Raw genomic sequence first — 20,362 nt, 5'->3', positions numbered from 1 at the left:
TTATTTAGCAATGGGTTTTAAATCTTCCAGCATCGTTGGGATAAGTTCGCTCACCGTGGGATGAATATGCACCGAATCCCTTAAAACCGTATAAGGCTTTTTGGCATACATTAAATTGGTAATCCCATTTATGATTTCATCGCCGCCAACGCCAAAGACACAAGCTCCTAAAAAAAGATTGGTTTTAGCATCGATTACAGCTTCCATAAAACCCAGGGTTTCTGCTTTTTCTTTAGCGCGATTTACTTTGGTCATTGGGCGATACCCTACCAAAATTTCATATCCTTTTTCCAGGGCTTCTTTTTTTGTCATTCCAATTCTGCCCAGTGGCGGATCTATAAATAATCCGTAAGTGGTGATTCTCTCACTAATTTTTCGCTTTTTTTTCTTCAAAAGAAAACTCTTCACAATTTGAAAATCATTGTAGGCCGTATGTGTAAAAGCACCTTGACCGTTACAATCTCCAATGGCAAAAATACCCTGAACATTTGTCTGACAGTAATTGTTGACTTTTATATACTTTTTATCATCCAATTTAATAGTGGTATTCTCCAATTGCAGCGTATCGGTATTAGGAGCCCGACCAATGGCTAATAACAAATGCGTCCCATTTATTTCCGCAGTACCTGTCTTAAGGATAATACTCTGTTTTTTATTTTCTTTTACACTAATGTCTTTGGCATTAAAAACAAGATCGACACCTTCTGCCTTCATGATTTGAGCTACCACATCAGTTACGGTCTGATCTTCTCTGTTGATCAATTCTTTATTACGTTCAATGATGGTGACTTCACTGCCAAACCTTCTGAAGATCTGAGCAAATTCCAAACCAATATAACTTCCTCCTATGACGATCAAATGTTTAGGAATCTCTGTAATTTCCAGAATGTTTTCATTGGTATAAAAAGGAACCTGCTGATATTCTTCAGGCACTACTGCCCTTGCCCCTACATTGATAAATATTTTTTTGGCAGTCAGGAGTGTATCTGCAACTTTTACCTGATAGTTGCTCAAAAAATGAGCTTCACCATGATATAAGGTAATTTTTTTATCTCTGTTAATCGCTTTCTCGATATTGGAACGGGATTCATTGACCAACTCATCTTTACGCGCTTTAATTTTTTTGAGGTTGGCTTTTGTTCCTTTAGGAATTTCAACACCTAAATCATCACCATGAAAAGCATCCCAGACTCTTCGGGCACTGGCGACATACGCTTTGGTGGGGATACAACCATTATTGACGCATGTTCCGCCTAAAAAACTCTTTTCAATAATGGCAACGGTTCCTTCTTTTGATAGGCTAAAGGCCAAAGGAATACCTGCCTGTCCGCTTCCGATGATAATATAATCAAACTTTTTCATAGTATTTTTGTTTTTTAAAACTGAGCTGATTTCAAAAAATCACCTCACCAATCGTACTCCGGAAAACTGCCAACGCATTGAGGCATGAAAAAAATTACGGTAGGTCTTTCGGCTATGGTGCTCGGGCGTTGCTATTGAAGCTCCTCTTAAAACCATTTGATTGACCATAAATTTTCCGTTATATTCTCCAAGTGCGCCGGGCGCTTTATTAAAATTGGGATAAGCCAGATAAGCACTGTTGGTCCATTCCCAAGCTTTTCCCCAGCAGAATTGGCTACTGGCTATTTCCCATTCAAATTCTGTGGGCAATCGCATTTCTTTCCATTGGGCATAAGCAAAAGCTTCGTAATAATTCAGGTGCATGACAGGTAAATCTGCTGCGATTTTCTGCAAGCCATTTAGATGATATACATACCATTGATTTTCTATTTTATGCCAGTACAATGGCCCTTGAACTTCATTTTGGTTGACCCACGCCCAACCTTCATCATGCCAGTAATTAAAGTTGCTGTAACCGCCCTGTTCTATAAACTCCAGGTATTGCCCATTGGTTACTAATGTATTTGAAATTTCAAAATCAGCCACATACACTTTATGTCTTCCTAGTTCATTATCAAAACAGAAAGAAGATCCTGCATGTCCAATTTCATATACCCCTGCTGCAATTTTTATAAAACCAGTCTCTTTCTGTTCTGCAAGAGGTAAAAAATCATTACCATAGTAAGGAAAAGTGGCCTGTGTTCCCAATAGGTATTTTATATCGTATACTAAGAGTTCCTGATGCTGTTCTTCGTGATTGATTCCGATCTCAATAATATCAAGTATTTCCCGGTTCAAATCGTTTTTCATAAACAGTTCAACGGCAGCAGTAACAGAATTCCTGTAAGCGTAAACAGCCTCTACAGATGGTCTTGTCATAAATCCTCTGGCGGGACGCTGCACCCTTTTTCCAACTGTATTGTAATAACTATTAAATAAATAAGAGAAATCAGGATGGTAAACTCTATAATCAGGGTTGTATTTGGTGAGTAGAAACTCTTCCCAAAACCAGGTAGTATGGGCCAAATGCCACTTTGGCGGCGAAGCAAAATCGCTGGGTTGTACCGAATAATCCTCTACAAGTAAGGGAGTGCAAATTTGTTCTGTTTTTTGTCTGACTTTTAAGAAACGTGCTATCATACTATTAAATTACTGCTGTTTGTGAGTTTGTATTATACTCTAAGTTAGTAATTTAAAAAAAAAGAATAATTAATTTTAAGTAAAAAATAGTATTAATTTAATAATTCAAGTCTAGAATTTGGTCTCTTGTTTTTGGATTAAGGCTTAATTATAAAGACGTTACATTAGAAATATGAAATTAATTGAATTAATAGCTACAGTATTTAATCCTTAAAAACTGGAAAATTTAATTAGTGTGCCAGGATAGATACCGAGTCTGAAGCATTTTTAGTCTATATGAAGAAGGATTTATACATGAGAGCCGATATCCGAATTTTTGAAGTGGAGCAAAACACAAGATGAATTACTCTTTGAAAAAGATGGCATTAAATATATCCAACTATTCCCCATTGAACATATCCAGAACTTAATTGAGTTTGATTTGAATATGAAAAATAAAGGATTTTCTCAAACAAATCGCCGAAAGACTTTTAGAATATAGAAAATATGATCTATAACAAATAATCATAATTGATATTTAGAAAAGTTACTGGAAAAGCAATCAATAGGTAATGAAATTAATTTTCTTTAAAGCATCTTCAAAACACCTCCGGAATTGTCCCCTTAGGGTTACAGGGTTAAACAGTGAAAGCCTGAGAAATCAATATTTTTCAGGCTTTTTGTGGTTCAATAAATTTGGTTTGCATTTTATCAAAAAATTTAAAACCCTGTATTTTCAAGAAAAAAAATCATTAGAGTCTTCTCATTGAGGCAAAATATTTAACAACTCATTTAAACTATTAAAAAAACTCAAGTCCAAAAGTAAATCTTCAAAACTGAAACTAAAATTACCCCCCTTTTACTACAACATATCGCTATTTTAGAAAATGCCTGATCTTGAACACTACCCGTTTTTTTAAAAGAGCTGCCGGCAAACAGCTCTTTTTAGTCTTTACTAAAAGCTTACTAATTCAAAAATTCATAAAAGACTATTAAAATTAATCTTAAGAATTGCCGTTCTTTTACATCATACTTACTTAAAAGCAGGCTCACTTGTCTTTGCCTGCATCAAGACCTGGACTTTATCTGCTTGCCGAAGTACTTGACTTGCATATTTTTTAATATCTTTTATCGATATACTTTTAATCAGTGTCTCATATTGAGAACTGCTTAGGAATTTATCACTAGTTTTTAACTGCTCTACAATAGTACTGATCCAATATGAATTGGACCTGATATTTTGCTGATTGCTTTTGATCAAATCTTCTTTAATGTCTGATAAATCTTTATCTGAAACATCATTTTTTGCAATACTGTCCAGTTCCTTATATACAATGTCAAGCAATTTGTCGTCTTTTTCAGGATTACAGTCAAAGCTTATACGAAGGGAGAAAACCGCAGATGGATCTCTAGATAATGAACTCTGGGTTTGTACACCATAACTTCCGCCCTGATCTTCTCTGATTTTTTCTAAATAACGTTTGTCTAATAATTGGGAAAGCATATAGGCCATAATTTGGTTTTTCTCTGAAAACACTACATTTCTATTTTCCAGATGTACATAAATACTGGTTTTAGCAATACTCATCTCTCTGATCAGTTTTTCTTTAGAAAATCCTTTTGCCATTGCTGTTTTATGGTCTATAAACTTTTCCTGAGTTTTATTTCCTGCAAGATTCCCTAGATATTTATTGATTAGGTCAAGGTCATTCTCAGCAATATTTCCAACAAAAACAAAAGTAAAATCAGAAGCGTTTGAAATACGCTCTTTGTATATTTTACAGGCAATCTCAAAGTTTAGTTCTCCAAGGTTTTCTTTGCTTAAAAGAAAAGTTCTTTTACTGTGGTTAGTGTCTAACAAAGCAATTGTATCTCTAAAGATTTTGCTGTTATCTTGATTTATATTTTCAAGTGTATTGCCATAATAATCGATGATTCGCTTGTAGGCCTGACTCTCGAATCTTGGATTTTTAAAATATAAATACGTCAGTTCCAGGAGTGTTTCTAAATCCTTTTTAACAGCACTTCCGCTAAAACCTTCGTAATGTTCACCAATAAAAGGACTTACCTTGAGGGTCTTTCCTGAAAGTTGTTTTTGTAAATCGGTAACTTTAAAATCTCCTAATCCGGAGTTTTTGGCTAAAACTGCTGCAATTTGTGAGGATGCAAGATCTTCTTGTGGCAATAAAGAAATTCCTCCCGGGCTAAAGGCTGAAAAAAGAATCTGATCCTGTGCTAAAGTGGTTGGATAGATAATTACCCTGGCTCCATTATCTAAAGTATATCCTTTGGCTTCTTTGATTCCTTTAATTTCAAATCTCTTAACAATTGGTTTAACGGTAAGTTTATCTGCGACCAAAGCAGCATTTGCAACTGTCTCGCTATAAGGTGCTAACTTTTGCTCTTTTACTTTTTTAATTACCGCAGTATAATCTGTCTCACTTGGATAGGTAAGATTTTCTTTTTCTGGTCCTGAAACGGTTAAAACCTGATTTTTTTCTGTTGGAAGGGCGCCAAAGACTTTATTGATTCCATTTAGGTCTATTTTAGCTAAAGTTGCTTTTACAAACTCCACCTCGTCTTCTAAACTCATTACAGGAGAAGCCTCTAAAAAGTAATTCTGCAATTGCGAAGCCCAGTTTTCATTACTGATCTTATCTTTGTTTTTTAGCTGATTTTCATAACCCGTGCGCATATTTTCTTTTACACGATCGAGTTCTTCTTTGGTAAAACCATTTTGAATTGCCCGCTCATATTCTGTGTACGCCTGCTCAAAGGCTTCTAGCAATCGTGCATTTTTAGGATTAAGCGTTAAGGTAAAAAAAGAGGTCAAACGCGTTAAACTCGAATGACTTACTCCCACTGAGAGTAAAGCCGTTTCGTTGTTTAATGTATATTCTCTAAAACGATTGTTGAGCATTTGTAAGGCCAATTGTTCTGCAATACTATTTTCAAAGGCTGCAAGATCCTGAATTACTGGTTTATTTTTTTTAAAGTTTAATGAAATGGATGTTCTCTGCGCTTCTTTGTCCAAGGCCAGTTTATACAACAATTTATCGTTATCAGCAATTACTTCATAAGTACGCTCTACAGCGTTTGCAGGCATTGGAATTGAACCCATTATTTTCTTAACCTGCTGTTCTATTTTGGCAGGATCAATGTCTCCAACAACAATTACGGCCTGATGGTTTGGCAGATACCATTTTTTATAGTAATCCCGTAACTGCTTGTATTTGAAATTTCGGATAAGATCCATATCTCCCAAAACATCTCTCTTTGCGTATTTTGACCCGTTGTAAATGACCGGTTCTAACTGGGATCCAATTCTTAAATCGGCGTTTCTTCTTGTACGCCACTCTTCCTGAATCACACCTCTTTCGGCATCAATTTCGGCATCTTTTAAAGATAAAAAACCAGACCAATCGTGTAAAACATATAAACATGAATCCAATAAAGCAGGATTCTTAACCGGTACATTGCTTAAATTGTAAACCGTTTCATCATGGGCTGTATATGCATTAATATCACGACCAAAGGTTACACCATGTTTGGCCAACATATCAATTATTGCTTTTCCTTTAAAATGCTCTGTTCCGTTAAAAGCCATATGTTCTAAAAAGTGCGCCAGACCATTTTGATTCTCGTCCTCTAAAATGGCCCCTACATTCTGAACAAAGTAAAAATCTGCTCTGTCTTTGGGCCATTGGTTATGTAGAATAAAATATTGCATTCCATTACTCAAAGTGCCATGAACTACATCTTTTCGCAAGGGGATTGTTGTTTTAAATTGTGCTGATACCTGAGTTAAACCCAGAATCATAAAATGCACTAAAACTATTTTTACTTTCATCTTTATTGATTTCTAATGTTTTTTTGATTGATTTTTCTTGAATTTAGTATAAGAAATTCCTGCTGTGTATTTGAAGGCTTCATTAAGAAACCTTCAAATAACAGGCTTTAGGATTATACTAATCTAGGGGCTTGTACTACATCCAGTTGGGTTTATCTGAACCTTTTAAATAATAATCAAAATACTGTTGCATTTTGATTGTCCAGTCTTTTTTATTTGCAGCATCCTCTAGAGTATGTCCTTCTTTTTTGTAGTTGACCAATAAGGCTGTTTTTCCTAAACGACGAAGTGCAAAAAATAAGGATTGCCCTTCCTGATAAGGCACTGCACGATCATTATCATTATGAAAAATAAGTACAGGAGTTTTAATATTCTTAGCGGCAAAAATCGTGGAGTTTTCAATATATCCCTGCAAATTATCATATAGAGAACTTCCCATACGGTATTGATCGGCTTCGTACTTGAACATGGTGGAAATCCCATTGGATCGCATAACGGGATAATTGGCCGTAAAATTACTTACTCCAGAACCTACAATTGCACAACTAAAAAGATCTGATTTAGTAAGTAAAAATGAGGTTTGGTAACCGCCAAAACTATGTCCCTGAATGCCAATTTTTCCTTTTTCGGTCATGCCTTGTGCAATTAGATATTCAACACCGCTAATTACATCATTATACACGCTGTTTCCCGGATCTCCATACCTGTAATGTACATCTGGCTGAAAAACAATATAGCCCTGGCTCACTAAAGTTGGAATATTGATGTTTGATGTACTAACCTCAGGGGCTTGATACACATTGAAATCTTGGGTATGTTTTTCGTAAAAATGAACAATAACAGGGTATGTTTTTTTGCTTTGGTAATTCTCCGGAAGATAGACATTACCTTGGTTTTCTTTTCCGCTGAAGCTTTTCCATGTCAATACTCTTGCAGTTCCCCAGGCATATGTTTTTTGCTGTGGATTGAGATCGGTAATTTTTTGCTGAGACCCAAAACTAGCGCTCCCCCACCATAAATCCGGAAAAATAGTATAGCTTTCTTTTGTAAAAAGTACCGTTGAATTATCTGCTGAAACAGTCTCAATCTTTACATTATAATCAGGATTTGCAAATACCTTTGTTATAGAATTCTTATTGGTTAATTGGTAAACTCCTTTAGATTTATGCACAGTATCAAAACCTACTAAAGTAATTGACTCTCTATGGTCTAAATCCCCTATAAAACCATTTTCGTTATAACGAAGTTCTATATTGTTTTTTCTTCCAAAACCCTCAGTGATACAATAGGCCTTTTTTTGATTGGTAAGATCAATTGCCCACAAATCATACTGATCGTAAAGCACAACTGTATTGCCGTTATTTAACCAGCCTGCCAGACCAAAGGCAGTATTGGCAGATGCCATATCTACATTCTGATCAAAAACAGGGAAAGGAATCTGTGAACTTATGTTTTTAAACTGCATTGTCTCACTGTCAAAAACCATCCAGGATTTTTGTTTCTCATCATAAAGAACAGCAAAAGTTCCCTGTGGATTAGAGGATGGGCTGCCAAAAACTCCTGTTAGTACTTTTCTCGCTTGTCCTGTTGAAGCATCAATCCAATAAAGATCACTACGTTCGTTAAAAGTCCAGTCTACTTCTATAGCGTATGGTTTTTTATCAAGGGCAAATACACCTTTGAAGTTCCCTGATTCCGGGATAATTACCTGATCAAATTGGCCAACTGAAGCTACTTTAACCACTTTTTTGTTTTTGATATCGTAAAGAAATTTGGGTTCGCTTGGAAGTGTTTTTGAATTTCGCAGCATTTCTTGTCTGCGCTCCATACTTCCCTGGTTGGATCTCCAAATTTCAATATTTGATCTGGCAATCTGAGTATTTTCCTGCCCCTTATTAGAATTCACTACCAATGCAATGAAATTACTCTGCTCATTTAATCCATAAGCTGTTTTTGAAATTGAAAAGTCAGGATCCTTTAAGAGAACATCATCATAATTGAACACTGGCTTTGTTGATTTATTGGTCAGATTAAAATAATAGACCATATTGAAATCGGTACTATTGGTTCCCTTTAGGGTAAAAGTACCGCCGTTTTGTTTTTCATTTAATTGAAAATCACCAAAATCAGTTGCTTTAGCGCTGTAGAGAGTTTCCTCTTTACCCCCTGGAATTCCGTATTTTAAATATGCTCTGTCTTTTTCAATTTGTACATATACAATGGCTTGGTTCTTTAAAAACCGGGATGATTTTATGTTATTTACAAAAACGCTGTCCTGGCTCTCTAAATTGTAAAAAACCAAACGCTGAAGAAAAAAATCTCCTTTAAGGGTTTCTGGACGTGAATAGTACAGAAAATCTGTTCCCTGAAGAGCATTGGTGTAATGCTTGGTTTTCCAGAGTTTTTTCACACCTGTTTTTAGATTTTGCAAAAGCGTACTGTCATTTTTGCTGTACTGAATCCAGTCCTTTTTTCCGATGAATTTTAAATCACTAATATCATTGAGCACCAAACGTTTTCCCTTTGGAGCCTGCTGAATAATAGTTTGTTTTTTATTTTCCTTTTCTTCATCTTGAAAAACTTCATCATAGGAGATCCATTTACCGCTGTATGACAAAGATTTATTGTTAATTCTCTGCCATGATTGATAAGCCGCTTGGTCGAGCGTTTTTTTCTGTGCAGATACACTATGTACACTCAGTGCGAGTGTACATAGCAAAAGTATGTTTTTCATATTTTTTTGATTTTCAAAAAGAAATTACTCTTTCTTTAAAATGTTAATCACTTCTGTAAGTTCATCAACAAGCTGACCTGGATTTCCTGAATATCCTTCAGATGTAAATCGAATCTGTCCGTTTTTAATTACTACTTTTCTGGGAATTCCACTTGATTTAAAGATAGCTGCGTATTTGGAAAACGATTCGTTATTGGTTGGGCCTCCTTTTTTCATTAAATCAAAATAGGTATCGAGTTTTAATCCTTTTGCTTTCAGGTAAGCCAATGCTTCTTTTTGGTATCCTTGCTTGGTTTCCTGGGTACTTATAAAATAAAACTCAACCTGGGTGTCTTGCTTAAAGTTGCTTACTAATTGCTGCATAGCAGGAAATGCCTGTTTGCAAGGGCCGCACCATGTTGCCCAAAAATCAATCACGATAATCTTGCCGTTCTCTAAAGCCAGTTGTTGTGCTTTTCCCTGTGCTCTCTGCACGTTAATTGCCGGGGCCGCAACAGGATCCATCAGGGTGATTTTTTCCTGTGAATTGTTTTGTTTTTTCAACTCCTCGAGATAAGCCGGAAAATCAGATTCTTTTTTTCCCTCTTTTAAGTAAGCTTCTTTTAATTTAGCTGTCAATCCATCAGATAAGCTATTGGCTCTTGCCCCATTTTTCAATACTTCAATAATTGGCTTGTTTAAAGCTTCTAAGGCCCTGATATGAATATCGTTTATACTTGCTTTTTCGTAACGTTTTGCAAATGGCAGCAAGTCAAAAGTTTCTAAAACTTCTTTGTATTTTTTCAGCATATCATACATACGAATCTGAATCACTAACTGCTCGTTGAGTCTGTCCTTAGCATTTTGGTTTGCCTGATTTGCAGACCAGTAAATTCCCTGCATATAAGACAAGTCGTTTACTCTTTGCTGCATGAGTTTGATCATTGGCACGGCAATAGTTGCTATAAGAGCAGGATCTACCACTTTCAAATACAACGCCTTAGAAATATTCTGATGGTACGCATCGTTTAGATTAGCAAAATTCATATTGGGAATTAAAGCTAAAATACTATTGTAATCTTTGGTCTGAAAATAATAGCCAAATTGCGTTTTTACGATATTATCATAGAAATACTTTTGGGAATCAGGTACATTGGCAGTGTATGGAAAATCAGCTAAAAATTGCGTTATAACTTTATTTTTTTCTCCGGCATCTGCAATTGGCATAATTCTTTGAAAGGCTTTAAAACGCATAAAGGCTCCTTTTGGAAACTGTTTTTGAATTACCGCTTCAAGAGAATCTGCTTTTGGCTGATCTTTTAGTTCAAATTTATATAGATTGTAAACTTTTAAGAAAACTTCTTCTGGCTGTCCGTTGATTTTCCTTGTAAAATCCCCTAAAAAACGGTGTCCTAATTCATCGAATTTCTCTGGTTTCTGTACCTTTAATACTTTAATGTAAGTATCAATAAATTTTGGAAAATTCTCACCATGATCTGCCACTTCTTTTTTTAGCCAATATTCCGTAGCGTCTCCATTTATGGAAAAGTCTTTAAAATAACCACTAAACTCACTGTTGAAATCCTTGTTTCTAAAGGTTGCCCAAGCTAAATCTGCTCCGGGCATTTTTATTTTTGGCTCTTTAAAAACTACTAAAAGATATCCGGTATCTTGTCCTGTATCTGTAAGAATACCGTTTTGTGTGTTGCCATAAAATTTGAAAGCCATAAAACCGCAGTTTTCAGGAACAGTATAACTTACATTCCACACACGGCCGTTTTTCTTCATTTTAAGATCTTCGATCTCCCATTTATAATCATTAAAGACATATGCATAACCATTGATTTCTTTGATATTCTCCAAAGGTCCGCCTTTTGGATCATAAGTCATATTTAAAGCCATTCCCGGCAAGGGAACATCCACCATACCTTGTAATCTGGATTTAACTTCTTGAGCGGAAATCCCTATGGTAAGGCTACAGAAGAGCAGTACCAGTAATTTGATATTTATTATTTTTTTTAACATTCTTGTAGTTTTTATTGACCCAGTTCTGGGTTAAAATCGATATAATTTTGATGAATTGGAAATACATATCCCGCGCTGTTAGGCAGTAGGGTAAAAGTTTCGTTTTTGAAAACCCTTGTATATGTTTTTTGCAAATTTGGATCTAAGTTTAAACGACGCTGATCAAACCAGCGAAATCCTCTTCCAATGAATTCTTTTTGTCTTTCGCTCAAAACAAGATTTAAAGCTTCTGCATTGGTAGTTGCACTTACCTGGTAGAGAGAACCTGTTTTGTATCGTTTAGCCCTTAAAATATTTAAGTAATCAACAGCTTTTTGCCGCTGGCCTAATCTGGCATAACACTCCGCGGCAGTGAGATACATTTCAGGCACAGAAACTCCAATATTGATTCCGTTTGTAGGGCTATAGGTAGCAATTCCAAAAGCTCTTCCCGTATGTGATGGATTAAAGACATTACCCAGAATTGTATAATAATTGTAACGTAAATCATCACTACTAAAACTGTTTAATAAATCTTGTGCCAATGGCGCGCCATTGTAACCACTTAGCAATGTTTTAGAAAAAATAATCTCAGGATTACCAGTAAGTACCGGATAGCTGTAAGGGGTAGCAAAAGTGTTTAAATCAATTAATCCCTTTTGCATGCTTAAGGCTTTCTCTGCATTGTCCAGACTCAACTCATACTGGCCCATATAGAGATAAGTTCTGGCTAGAATGCCATAAACAGCTCTCTTTGAAGGAAGCACATTAAAATCTGGCGTATCTGCAATATCATTTGCCAGGGCACTTTGCAGATCAGAAAGAATTTGTTTGTAGATAAGATCAACAGAACTTCTCTCTAATGAAGAGAATAATTCTGGTGTAAGTAAAAGCGGTACCGCTTTTTGAGCATTTGAAGAAGTGGGATCAAATTGCGGCCCATAAATATTTACAAGCTGTAAATAAGCAAAAGCTCTATGAACAAAGGCTTCAGCATAAATTTGTTTTTTCTCCGCCTGGGTTCCTTTCTCACTCTTCATTACGCCTTTAATAATGGCATTGTTGTAATAAATGGTCTGGTATAAATTAATCCAATCCGAGTCTCCCTGAGATTCATCAAAAATTCTGGATCTCCAGGTATAACTGTTTGCCCATATGGTTGAGACGCGCGCCTGAAAAGCTGTCGAGAATTCTACATCGGCACTTGAGAGCAGATACATTCCCCCGGAAAGGCTGTAGGTATTGTAAGCATTGGCCAGGGCTCTGTAATCAGAGGTATATTTTAAAATTCTATTGTTGCCTACAGGTTCAACTTCAACATAATCTCTGCAGGAATTAAGCACCAATAATGGTAGAATAATATATAGTGTGATTTTTAAAAATTTCATAATAAGTTCTTTTTTGATTAAAAGCTGCAATTAAATTGTAATGTATAAGTACGCTGTGGTGCAAGGGTATTGTAATTATTATTAGAAAGATATTGAGGATCTATTCCCCTGTTATTTCTTACCCATAATAACCCCAGATTTCTTGCTGCAAAATTGAAACTTAATGATTTGAAAAAGGTTTTTCGCAACCATTCATTGGGTACTGTATACCCTAATGAAATCTGCTGTAAACGAATATTATCTGCAGATAAAACATTTATATCAGCATTTTGAAAACGATTTAAGCTATTGTAACTGGTGTTGGCCAATCCGGGAACATTTGTAAAAGCTTCGTCTCCGGGCTGTCTCCAGCGATCTGCAATAATTTTATCTTTCGCCACTGCACCGTATTGTGCGCCATTGAAAGTAGGATAATTTTGCATTTGCTGATCTCTGAATACAGCTCCCATAAAATAGGTGATCTGCACTGCTAAACTGAAATTTTCAAATGAGAAATCGTTCATAAATCCACCAAAATAAGGAGCAACAGTAGTTCCCATATATTTTAGGTCGTCTTTGGTTATGGTATTAATTCCTTTAGAAGAATCAATTATACTGCCATCTTTAGCATAAATGGTAGATTGTCCCTTTGTATCTAATCCGGCCCATCTGTAAGCATACAAATAACTTACATTCATTCCAACAATTGGAGAGCTACCAAAGAACTGATTTACCGCTACAGCCTTAAATCTGGAATCGGTAACTTCATTACTGGTATAGGCAATATTAAAAGTACTATTCCACTTGAATTTTCCTTTGAAAATTGTACCGCTTAGTCCCAGGTCTACCCCATTTCCATCAAGAGTTCCTGCATTGTATTTTAAAAAGGACCAACCATAAGTTGGATTAAAAGGAAGACTTGTTATAATGTCGTCTGTTTTTTTATAATAAAGATCAACATTACCGCGAAGTCTGTTATCGAAAATTCCGTAATCCAGGCCAATATTAAAAGTAGCAGTAGTTTCCCATTTGATAAAAGGATTCTCTGGCAGTGATATACTAGCAGTAGGCAATTGGGTATAAAAATCTCTACCTCCCAAACCAATAAGGGCGTTGTTACTTCCGTAACCTCCGGCAGGTGCGCTTCCTGCTACACCGTAAGTTACACGGGTAGATAAGTTACTTAACCAGCTTACATCTTTTAAGAAATTTTCTTTATTGATGTCCCATTTAGCTCCAATGGACCATAATGGCAATGCTCTGTTTTTTCTGGAAGCTCCAAGCAGGTTATAATCATCGAAACGAACACTTCCTGACAAATGATATTTGTTTTTAAAATCATAAGAACCAAGTGCATAGTAAGACAAATAACGGTCTCTGTATTTACTAATAGCATTGTCAAAATTTCCAATGTAGGTCTGCCAATCGTAAACTGTAGTATAATATTGGGTTGGATTTACAGAAACATTTGAATTGGTATCGGTATCATAGCCATATCTGGTTTGTGAACTGCCTTCTCTGCGTTCTTCTCTAACTTCGGCACCAGCCAAAAAGTTTACAGTATTATTCTGGTCAAAGGATTTGTTAATGTTCATTTGAAAACGCATACTCTGCGATTCATTTTTTTGATTGCTATCACCTAAATTAGCCCCAAGAGGGATTCCATAAACCAATTTGCCGTTTGAAATAGAAGTGGCCTCGTTAATCATGTTTCTAACATAATAACTTTCCAGTTCGTTAAGGGTTCTGGTTTTGCTAAAAATAGAGGTATACATTCCCGAGGCCTCAAGGTTCAACCAAGGCGTAATTGTTGCTACCAGTCTTGCATTTAATCTTAGATTCTCACCATTTGTTCTAACATTGGAATAATCCAGCTGATCTATATAATTGTAGGTCCAGGGAAGATAGCCCTTTGCATCAAAACCTTGTATAACTTCGGGTCTGAATTTAATGTAATAATCAAGGCTGTTTCCGTTTTCATCGCTGAGCATATCATAGGGTCTTAATGCAGAGGAAGACACATTTGAGAGTGCTTCGTTTGCAGTAATATTGGTTTGATACTTGGATGAGAGATAATTAATTCCGGTTTCAAATCTTAAAAAACTCTTTAACTTGAATGAATTGTTTAATGTTACATTGATCGATTTAGAGTTATTTGCCTTCATGGCAGCATCGTCTGTATTGTAGCCTAATCCTAAGTAATAGGTGCTTTTATCATTTCCTCCTGAAACAGAAAAATCGTATTGTTTGGTAAGTGAATTTTGTAGCAGATATTTATTAATCTGACCTAAATTACCTCTTTGAGATAATGAACTGAGCATTTGATCTCTTTCTGCGGCAGTTATTTGTCCTCTTTTTTCTTTAAACATAATTTCCTGAGCCGCGCTAGGATTTGCAGCCTGCCAGTTGGATATATTGTCAAGAACAAATCCGCCATTTACAAGATCTTTTTCATAATCTACGTATTGCGCCGTATTCATTACTCTTAATTTAGATAAATCTATTTTTTCTCCAAACGTAGTTGTTGTGCTGAAACTAACAGTGGGTTCATCAGACTTTCTGCCCTTTTTGGTTGTTACCACAATTACTCCGTTTGCCGCCCTTGACCCCCAGATAGAAGCTGCAGCCGCATCTTTAAGAACAGTGATGGTTTCGATATCATCAGGATTTAAAAAACTTAATATAGATGCTCCGGGAACTCCTCTTCTGCTGAAAGCAAAATCATCGACAGACTGTGGAAAACCATCAATAACAACAAGGGGTTTAGAATTGCTACTGTAGCTGGTTGTTCCTCGAACACTTATATTACCAGTTCTTGGATCCACCATAACTCCGGCAATTTTTCCCTCTAAGCGCGAATTAATATCTACTGTAGGAACCTTAGCAATTTCTTTTGCGCTCATCACCTCCATGGCACCGGTTAATCTTTCTTTAGGAATATCGGTATATCCGTTTGAAGCCACCACCGCTACTCCTGTCAATTCCATTACATCTTGGGTTAAAACCACTTTTATGAATTTTTGGTTTTTGATCGCTACAATTTTTGATTCATAACCCAGGTAGTCAAAACGAAGCGAATCTGTTGCAGTTACACGAATTCGGAAATCTCCTTTTTCACGAGTTATATCCCAATTGCTTTTATTGCTCACCAACAATACGTTAACTCCCACTAATAAATTTCCGTTTTTATCGGTAACAATACCGGTAATATCATATTGTTCCTGCTGCACTTTTTTAGCCTTTTTAATAACAATTTGCTTATCTATGATGGTATAGGTTAACCCTGTATTAGACAAGGCAGTGTTGAGAATTTGCTCAACGGTTCCGTACTGATTTAGATTTATTTTTTTGCCAGAGGACATTAGATCGTCATTATAAAAAAACACATAGTCGCTCTTTTGCTGAATGGTGCTAAAAAGCGTTTGCAAGGAAGCATTCTGTACCTTTACAGAGATTTCATTTTGTGCTTTGGCAACATTGGCGTAGATACTGGTTAATCCTAAATACAGAACTAAAATGAATACTCTCATAAATAAAATAAAAGTAAGGTTGATGATTTTTTTAGGCAATAGAAAGCCTATATCATGATTTTTATTCATAATTTTGTTTTAGTTTATAGCTAATTGCATTTGCAATTAAAATTTTACATAAGCCAAGAGATGTTCGAGCATCTTTTGGTTTTTTTTTGGTTAGTTTTTCCTAGTTTATTTTCTGGTGTTTATCTCCTCATAGGCCATCGGTAATTTTAGTTAATTCAATTAGTTAATCGTTATTTTTCTGGTCTGCGGATCGTAAAGAAATTCAAAACCAGTAGTTGCTTCAAGTGTTTTTACTACTTTATCTAAATCATCATTCAGGGTGAAAGCTCCAGAATAGGTTTCGGTTTGACTTATTTTCTTATTCATCACAAAATCAACATTGTAGTAACGGGTTAATTTGTCTAATACCAAGGGGAGTTTTTCCTGTGAAAACTCATAATACCCCTTTCTCCATGAAAATAAAGGCTCCACATCTTGAAGAGTCGTTTTAATAGTCTGCTGTTTTTTATCTAAAGCTGCAATCATTCCGGGTTTAAGAACACTTTGAAGTGTATCATTATTAAAAAAGCCTTTTCTAGGATAAGTAACCTGTACTTTTCCTCTTAATAATGCCGTTGTAACTTTTGCATCTTTAGCATAACAGCTTACATTAAACAAAGTTCCCAATACCCTTACGCTATAATTGTTGGCTGTTTTTACAAAAAATGGTTTTGCTGCATTATGCGCTACATCAAAAATCCCTTCTCCTTCTAAAAACACTTCTCTGGTTGCCTGGTTAAAAGAAGTAGGGTAAATCAATTTAGATCCCGAGTTGAGCCAGACTAAAGTTCCATCAGCAAGGCTAAGCTGCGCTCTTTTCCCGTAAGGAACCATAAGGGTATTGTACTGGGCTTGCAGGGATTTTGTTTGTTGTATCTCTTTATGGTTAACATTGATTTTATTTCCCGATGCATCATAGGCAATTGTGGTGTTGTCAAGGACTCTGACCGATTCCTGATTGGCTAATACCAGTTTGATCTCATCGCTTTTCTCAAAAGAAGCCCCCGCGGTTTTATGGCTGGCTGCAAATTGTTCTATCGGGCTTATTTCTTTTGCTTGTTGTTTAAAAATAACCGAAATTCCCAAAACTATACAAAGTACAGCAGCCAGGCTCCAGGAGAGTGTTCGAAGCTTTTTTCTTCGGGCGCGTTGTTTCTCAAATGCAATACTTTGCAGAATTCGCGCTTTTAAATTAGCTTTATCTTTTTTGGGTAAAATTTTGAAATTTGGGTACAAATGTTTTCTTTTTATGGGGTTCTCTATTAATAAGAGAATAAAAAAGAAAAAACATAGACAAAAAAAATAACGTTTTTTTAAAGTTTATTTAAAACTTAGCCCGAAGCTCTTTTAAAGCCCTGTAAACTAAGGTCCTGCAAGATTCCAGGCTAATATCCAAAGTAGTGGAAATTTCCTCATAAGATAAATCTTCCGTGAAGCGAAGATTCAGCGCTTGTCGCTGTTTTTTGGTTAATGAACTCAGTGCAGATTCTAGTTTAGCATTCTTGCTCAAGGTAATTTCCTCTAAAATTAATTGTTCCTGAACTGAATCTGTTTGGTAAAGATCTTCTTTAAAATAGTCTAAAAGAACTGTTTTAGACTGACCTTTGAGTTTTCTATAGATATCATTATGAAGAGATTTAAACAAATAAGACTTTACCTGTACCTGTTCAGAAACTGTTTTATGATAACGATGAAGTTCTACAAAAATATCATGTATAGCATCTTCTACCAAAGTCTGATCATTGGTATACTGAATTCCAAAGGTAAAAAGAGCGTCTATATAACGATCATATAGCTCATTATAAGCCTGAATATCTCCTTTTCTAATTTGATTCCATAAATCAATATCCCTTTTTTCATCCTTCATTGAAGACCTTCTTTCTTTTAATAGTTTTTGTTCACCACAAAACTAAAGAATTTAAAAAATTATCAATTAAAATTCTACTTTAATTGATAATTTTCCAGCTTTTCACGCAATAAGGAAAAATAATACTACATTTTAACATTATAAGTCGTAATATAAAATTTTCTTGTAAACCTATAGCGTTGAAAGAGCCATAGGATTCAGTAGCCAGGCAGAATTACAGCTATCAGATTTTATATCTCTGCCAATATAATGAAAACTGCCTGCTTGATGCTCTGTAGAGTACAGTATTTCTACACATTTCAAACTATTGATCCGATTATAAACAATATTTTTTTTTAGAATTTATTTTTTGAGTAGGTTTTGATTTTTTTTTTAAAACAACAAGTTAGAGGTGGGAATTGTAATTTTTTGTACTCATAGCTACTTTTTTAATTCTCAGCTTTAAAAATTTGCTAAGGCAAGCTATTATCTTACAATTTTAAGTTTTAAGACAGTCAGAGAATAAGCAGGAAGATTTAATTGCTGGTTTCCTTTTGTTATTGTGTACTCACTTTGTTTTGGGGTTATTTTTTTTGGATCTGAAAAAGTATTTTCATCTTCTCTACCTGGACTTGCAAGTCGCACGATAGATCCTTTAGATCCTAATTTTGCGCCTTTTAAGTCGATATTAATCTCTTGTGCTGCTGGGGCTGTATTTACCAATTTTATAATTACTTCTTTTTTGTGTACATTTTTTACTGCCGATGCATATAAACTATTTTGCCCCGTTAAAGGTTTTCCCTCTTTGGTAATACTCAATAAATCAGTGCCTTTATTGGTTGAAAACAATTGCTGCACATAATAATTGGCTGAACCGTAAGACTCTAAATTATTGAACCAGATCATATCAGGAGTCCATTGCCAGGCATCCTCGTGCGCCATTAAAGGTGCATAAGATGTGAGATGAACTACCTCTGCATTTCTTTCTAAACCAGTGATAAAAGCGGCTTCAGAGAAAGCACATTCCCAATTATTTCTGTTATTGGGATTAGCGCCTGAAACACTCTGCGCGGCATATTCTCCTGCAAATATCTTTGGGCCTTTTCTATCGTAATTATCATAACGTCCTGCGTTTTCTCTAAACCATTGCGGACTTTTGTAATAATGCTCGTCTACCAATTCTGCATTGAGTTTCTTAAGTTCTTGCATAGCAAAATCAAAATGCTCTCCATCTGGTGAGGGTCCGCTTCCAGAGACAATGATGATATTGGGATATTTTGCTTTAATTGCTTTTTCAAAAACTTTATATCTCTCAATGTAATCGGGTCCCCACTGCTCGTTTCCAACGCCAATGTATTTTAGATTAAATGGCTCTGGATGTCCTGCCTCTGAGCGGATTTTCCCCCAGGTAGTGGTTAGAGCTCCATTGGCAAATTCAATCAAATCTAAAGCATCCTGCACATAAGGATCCAGCTCGTTTATGGAAGCCAATTCTCCTGTATTGTACTGACAGGCCATTCCACAGCTTAAAATTGGAAGGGGTTCTGCCCCTATATCTTCTGAGAGCTGGAAATACTCAAAAAATCCTAAACCAAAACTTTGAAAATAATCGGGTGTTTGTTTATGGTTGAACTCTACATTCCAACGGTTGATCATCGTTTTTCTTTGCTCTAGATTACCCACTGATTTTTTCCATTGGTATCGATCTGACAAGGTTCTTCCCTCCACAATGCATCCTCCGGGAAAACGTAAAAAACCTGGTTTCATATCATATAAAAGCTGCACCAAATCTTTACGAAGCCCATTTTTCCTGTTCTTCCAGGTATCTTGGGGAAAAAGAGAAATCATATCTAAATCTATGGTTCCTGTTCCTTGAAAAGTTATTTTAAGCTTTGCTTTTCCCTGGGTTTGAGTCGCTGTAATTACTGCCGTATAATGGGTCCATTGATCTGATTTTGGAACAATGCTGGTCTCTCCAATTACTTTTTGCTCTTTATCAATTAGCTGGAAAATAATTTTTTTGATGGCTGAATTGTGATTGGCCGCTTTTAGTGAAAGGTTGTATTTTGCATCTTTTTTGACTCCCATTCCCCTGAAGCCTTCATTTATTAAAGCGTAACCTTGGGCATTATTGATCTCTACTCTGCAAAAAACAGTATTGTCTGCCTGAACTTTTACTGGCGCTGCACTTCCCGATTCTTTGTTCAAAGAAGATCTTTTGGTATTGGGCTCTTGCCATCCCATCAAAGGTTTATCAAATTCAAAAGATCTGTTTTTAATCAACTCGGCATATAATCCTCCATCTGCTGCAAAATTGATATCTTCAAAAAACAAACCAAACATGGTAGGCTGAATTTTGGTAATGGTCCTCGAAGCATCTAGCTCTAAAATTGTTTTTTGAGCATTCAGATAAAAACTGCTTATTATAAGACTGCAAGTTGTAATTCTGGTAAGGATATTATTTTTCATAAGTTCTCTAATGCA

Annotated in this window: 10 protein-coding genes; all 10 read right to left on the bottom strand. The window is 35.7% G+C overall.

The genetic code is table 11. The features are described from left to right. Entirely contained in the window at window positions 1-1,362 is a 1,362-nt protein-coding gene (locus tag IRZ78_RS13525; protein WP_194617052.1) for a mercuric reductase, read from the bottom strand. A gap of 39 nt (window positions 1,363-1,401) precedes the next feature. After that, on the bottom strand, window positions 1,402-2,541 hold the full coding sequence (egtB, locus tag IRZ78_RS13520; RefSeq protein WP_194617051.1) for an ergothioneine biosynthesis protein EgtB: 1,140 nt from the start codon (window positions 2,539-2,541) through the stop codon (window positions 1,402-1,404). Between the two features lie 1,012 nt (window positions 2,542-3,553). Then, a complete protein-coding gene (locus tag IRZ78_RS13515) occupies window positions 3,554-6,370 on the bottom strand; it encodes an insulinase family protein (RefSeq protein ID WP_194617050.1) in 2,817 nt (938 codons plus the stop codon). 136 nt (window positions 6,371-6,506) lie between these two features. After that, window positions 6,507-9,104: a prolyl oligopeptidase family serine peptidase gene (locus IRZ78_RS13510; protein WP_194617049.1), complete on the bottom strand. Its 2,598-nt coding sequence runs from the start codon at window positions 9,102-9,104 to the stop codon at window positions 6,507-6,509. A gap of 24 nt (window positions 9,105-9,128) precedes the next feature. Then, the gene (locus tag IRZ78_RS13505; RefSeq protein WP_194617048.1) at window positions 9,129-11,108 is read right to left on the bottom strand and encodes a TlpA disulfide reductase family protein; all 1,980 of its coding nucleotides are present in this window, start codon (window positions 11,106-11,108) and stop codon (window positions 9,129-9,131) included. Between the two features lie 11 nt (window positions 11,109-11,119). Next, window positions 11,120-12,475: a RagB/SusD family nutrient uptake outer membrane protein gene (locus IRZ78_RS13500; protein WP_194617047.1), complete on the bottom strand. Its 1,356-nt coding sequence runs from the start codon at window positions 12,473-12,475 to the stop codon at window positions 11,120-11,122. A 17-nt stretch (window positions 12,476-12,492) separates the two neighbouring features. Then, a complete protein-coding gene (locus IRZ78_RS13495; protein ID WP_194617046.1) occupies window positions 12,493-16,053 on the bottom strand; it encodes a SusC/RagA family TonB-linked outer membrane protein in 3,561 nt (1,186 codons plus the stop codon). A 159-nt stretch (window positions 16,054-16,212) separates the two neighbouring features. Then, window positions 16,213-17,268 carry a FecR domain-containing protein gene (locus tag IRZ78_RS13490; protein WP_194617045.1) on the bottom strand — a complete coding sequence of 352 codons (1,056 nt, stop codon included), beginning with the start codon at window positions 17,266-17,268 and terminating at the stop codon, window positions 16,213-16,215. A gap of 88 nt (window positions 17,269-17,356) precedes the next feature. After that, window positions 17,357-17,899 carry an RNA polymerase sigma factor gene (locus tag IRZ78_RS13485; protein WP_194617044.1) on the bottom strand — a complete coding sequence of 181 codons (543 nt, stop codon included), beginning with the start codon at window positions 17,897-17,899 and terminating at the stop codon, window positions 17,357-17,359. A gap of 465 nt (window positions 17,900-18,364) precedes the next feature. Continuing rightward, a complete protein-coding gene (locus IRZ78_RS13480) occupies window positions 18,365-20,347 on the bottom strand; it encodes an alpha-L-arabinofuranosidase C-terminal domain-containing protein (RefSeq protein WP_194617043.1) in 1,983 nt (660 codons plus the stop codon). Window positions 20,348-20,362 lie beyond the last annotated feature (15 nt).

It is taken from the genome of Flavobacterium sp. CSZ, assembly GCF_015350725.1.
Classification (GTDB): domain Bacteria; phylum Bacteroidota; class Bacteroidia; order Flavobacteriales; family Flavobacteriaceae; genus Flavobacterium.
The sequence above is the reverse complement of the archived record's forward strand: the minus strand, read 5'-3'. Positions and strand labels throughout refer to the sequence as shown.

Excerpts from the sequence above, each read along its gene's own strand:
- IRZ78_RS13525 (WP_194617052.1), bottom strand. The coding sequence starts at position 1,362 with ATGAAAAAGTTTGATTATATTATCATCGGAAGCGGACAGGCAGGTATT.
- IRZ78_RS13510 (WP_194617049.1), bottom strand. The coding sequence starts at position 9,104 with ATGAAAAACATACTTTTGCTATGTACACTCGCACTGAGTGTACATAGT.
- IRZ78_RS13480 (WP_194617043.1), bottom strand. The coding sequence starts at position 20,347 with ATGAAAAATAATATCCTTACCAGAATTACAACTTGCAGTCTTATAATA.
- IRZ78_RS13505 (WP_194617048.1), bottom strand. The coding sequence starts at position 11,108 with ATGTTAAAAAAAATAATAAATATCAAATTACTGGTACTGCTCTTCTGT.
- IRZ78_RS13500 (WP_194617047.1), bottom strand. The coding sequence starts at position 12,475 with ATGAAATTTTTAAAAATCACACTATATATTATTCTACCATTATTGGTG.
- IRZ78_RS13485 (WP_194617044.1), bottom strand. The coding sequence starts at position 17,899 with ATGAAGGATGAAAAAAGGGATATTGATTTATGGAATCAAATTAGAAAA.
- egtB (WP_194617051.1), bottom strand. The coding sequence starts at position 2,541 with ATGATAGCACGTTTCTTAAAAGTCAGACAAAAAACAGAACAAATTTGC.
- IRZ78_RS13515 (WP_194617050.1), bottom strand. The coding sequence starts at position 6,370 with ATGAAAGTAAAAATAGTTTTAGTGCATTTTATGATTCTGGGTTTAACT.
- IRZ78_RS13495 (WP_194617046.1), bottom strand. The coding sequence starts at position 16,053 with ATGAATAAAAATCATGATATAGGCTTTCTATTGCCTAAAAAAATCATC.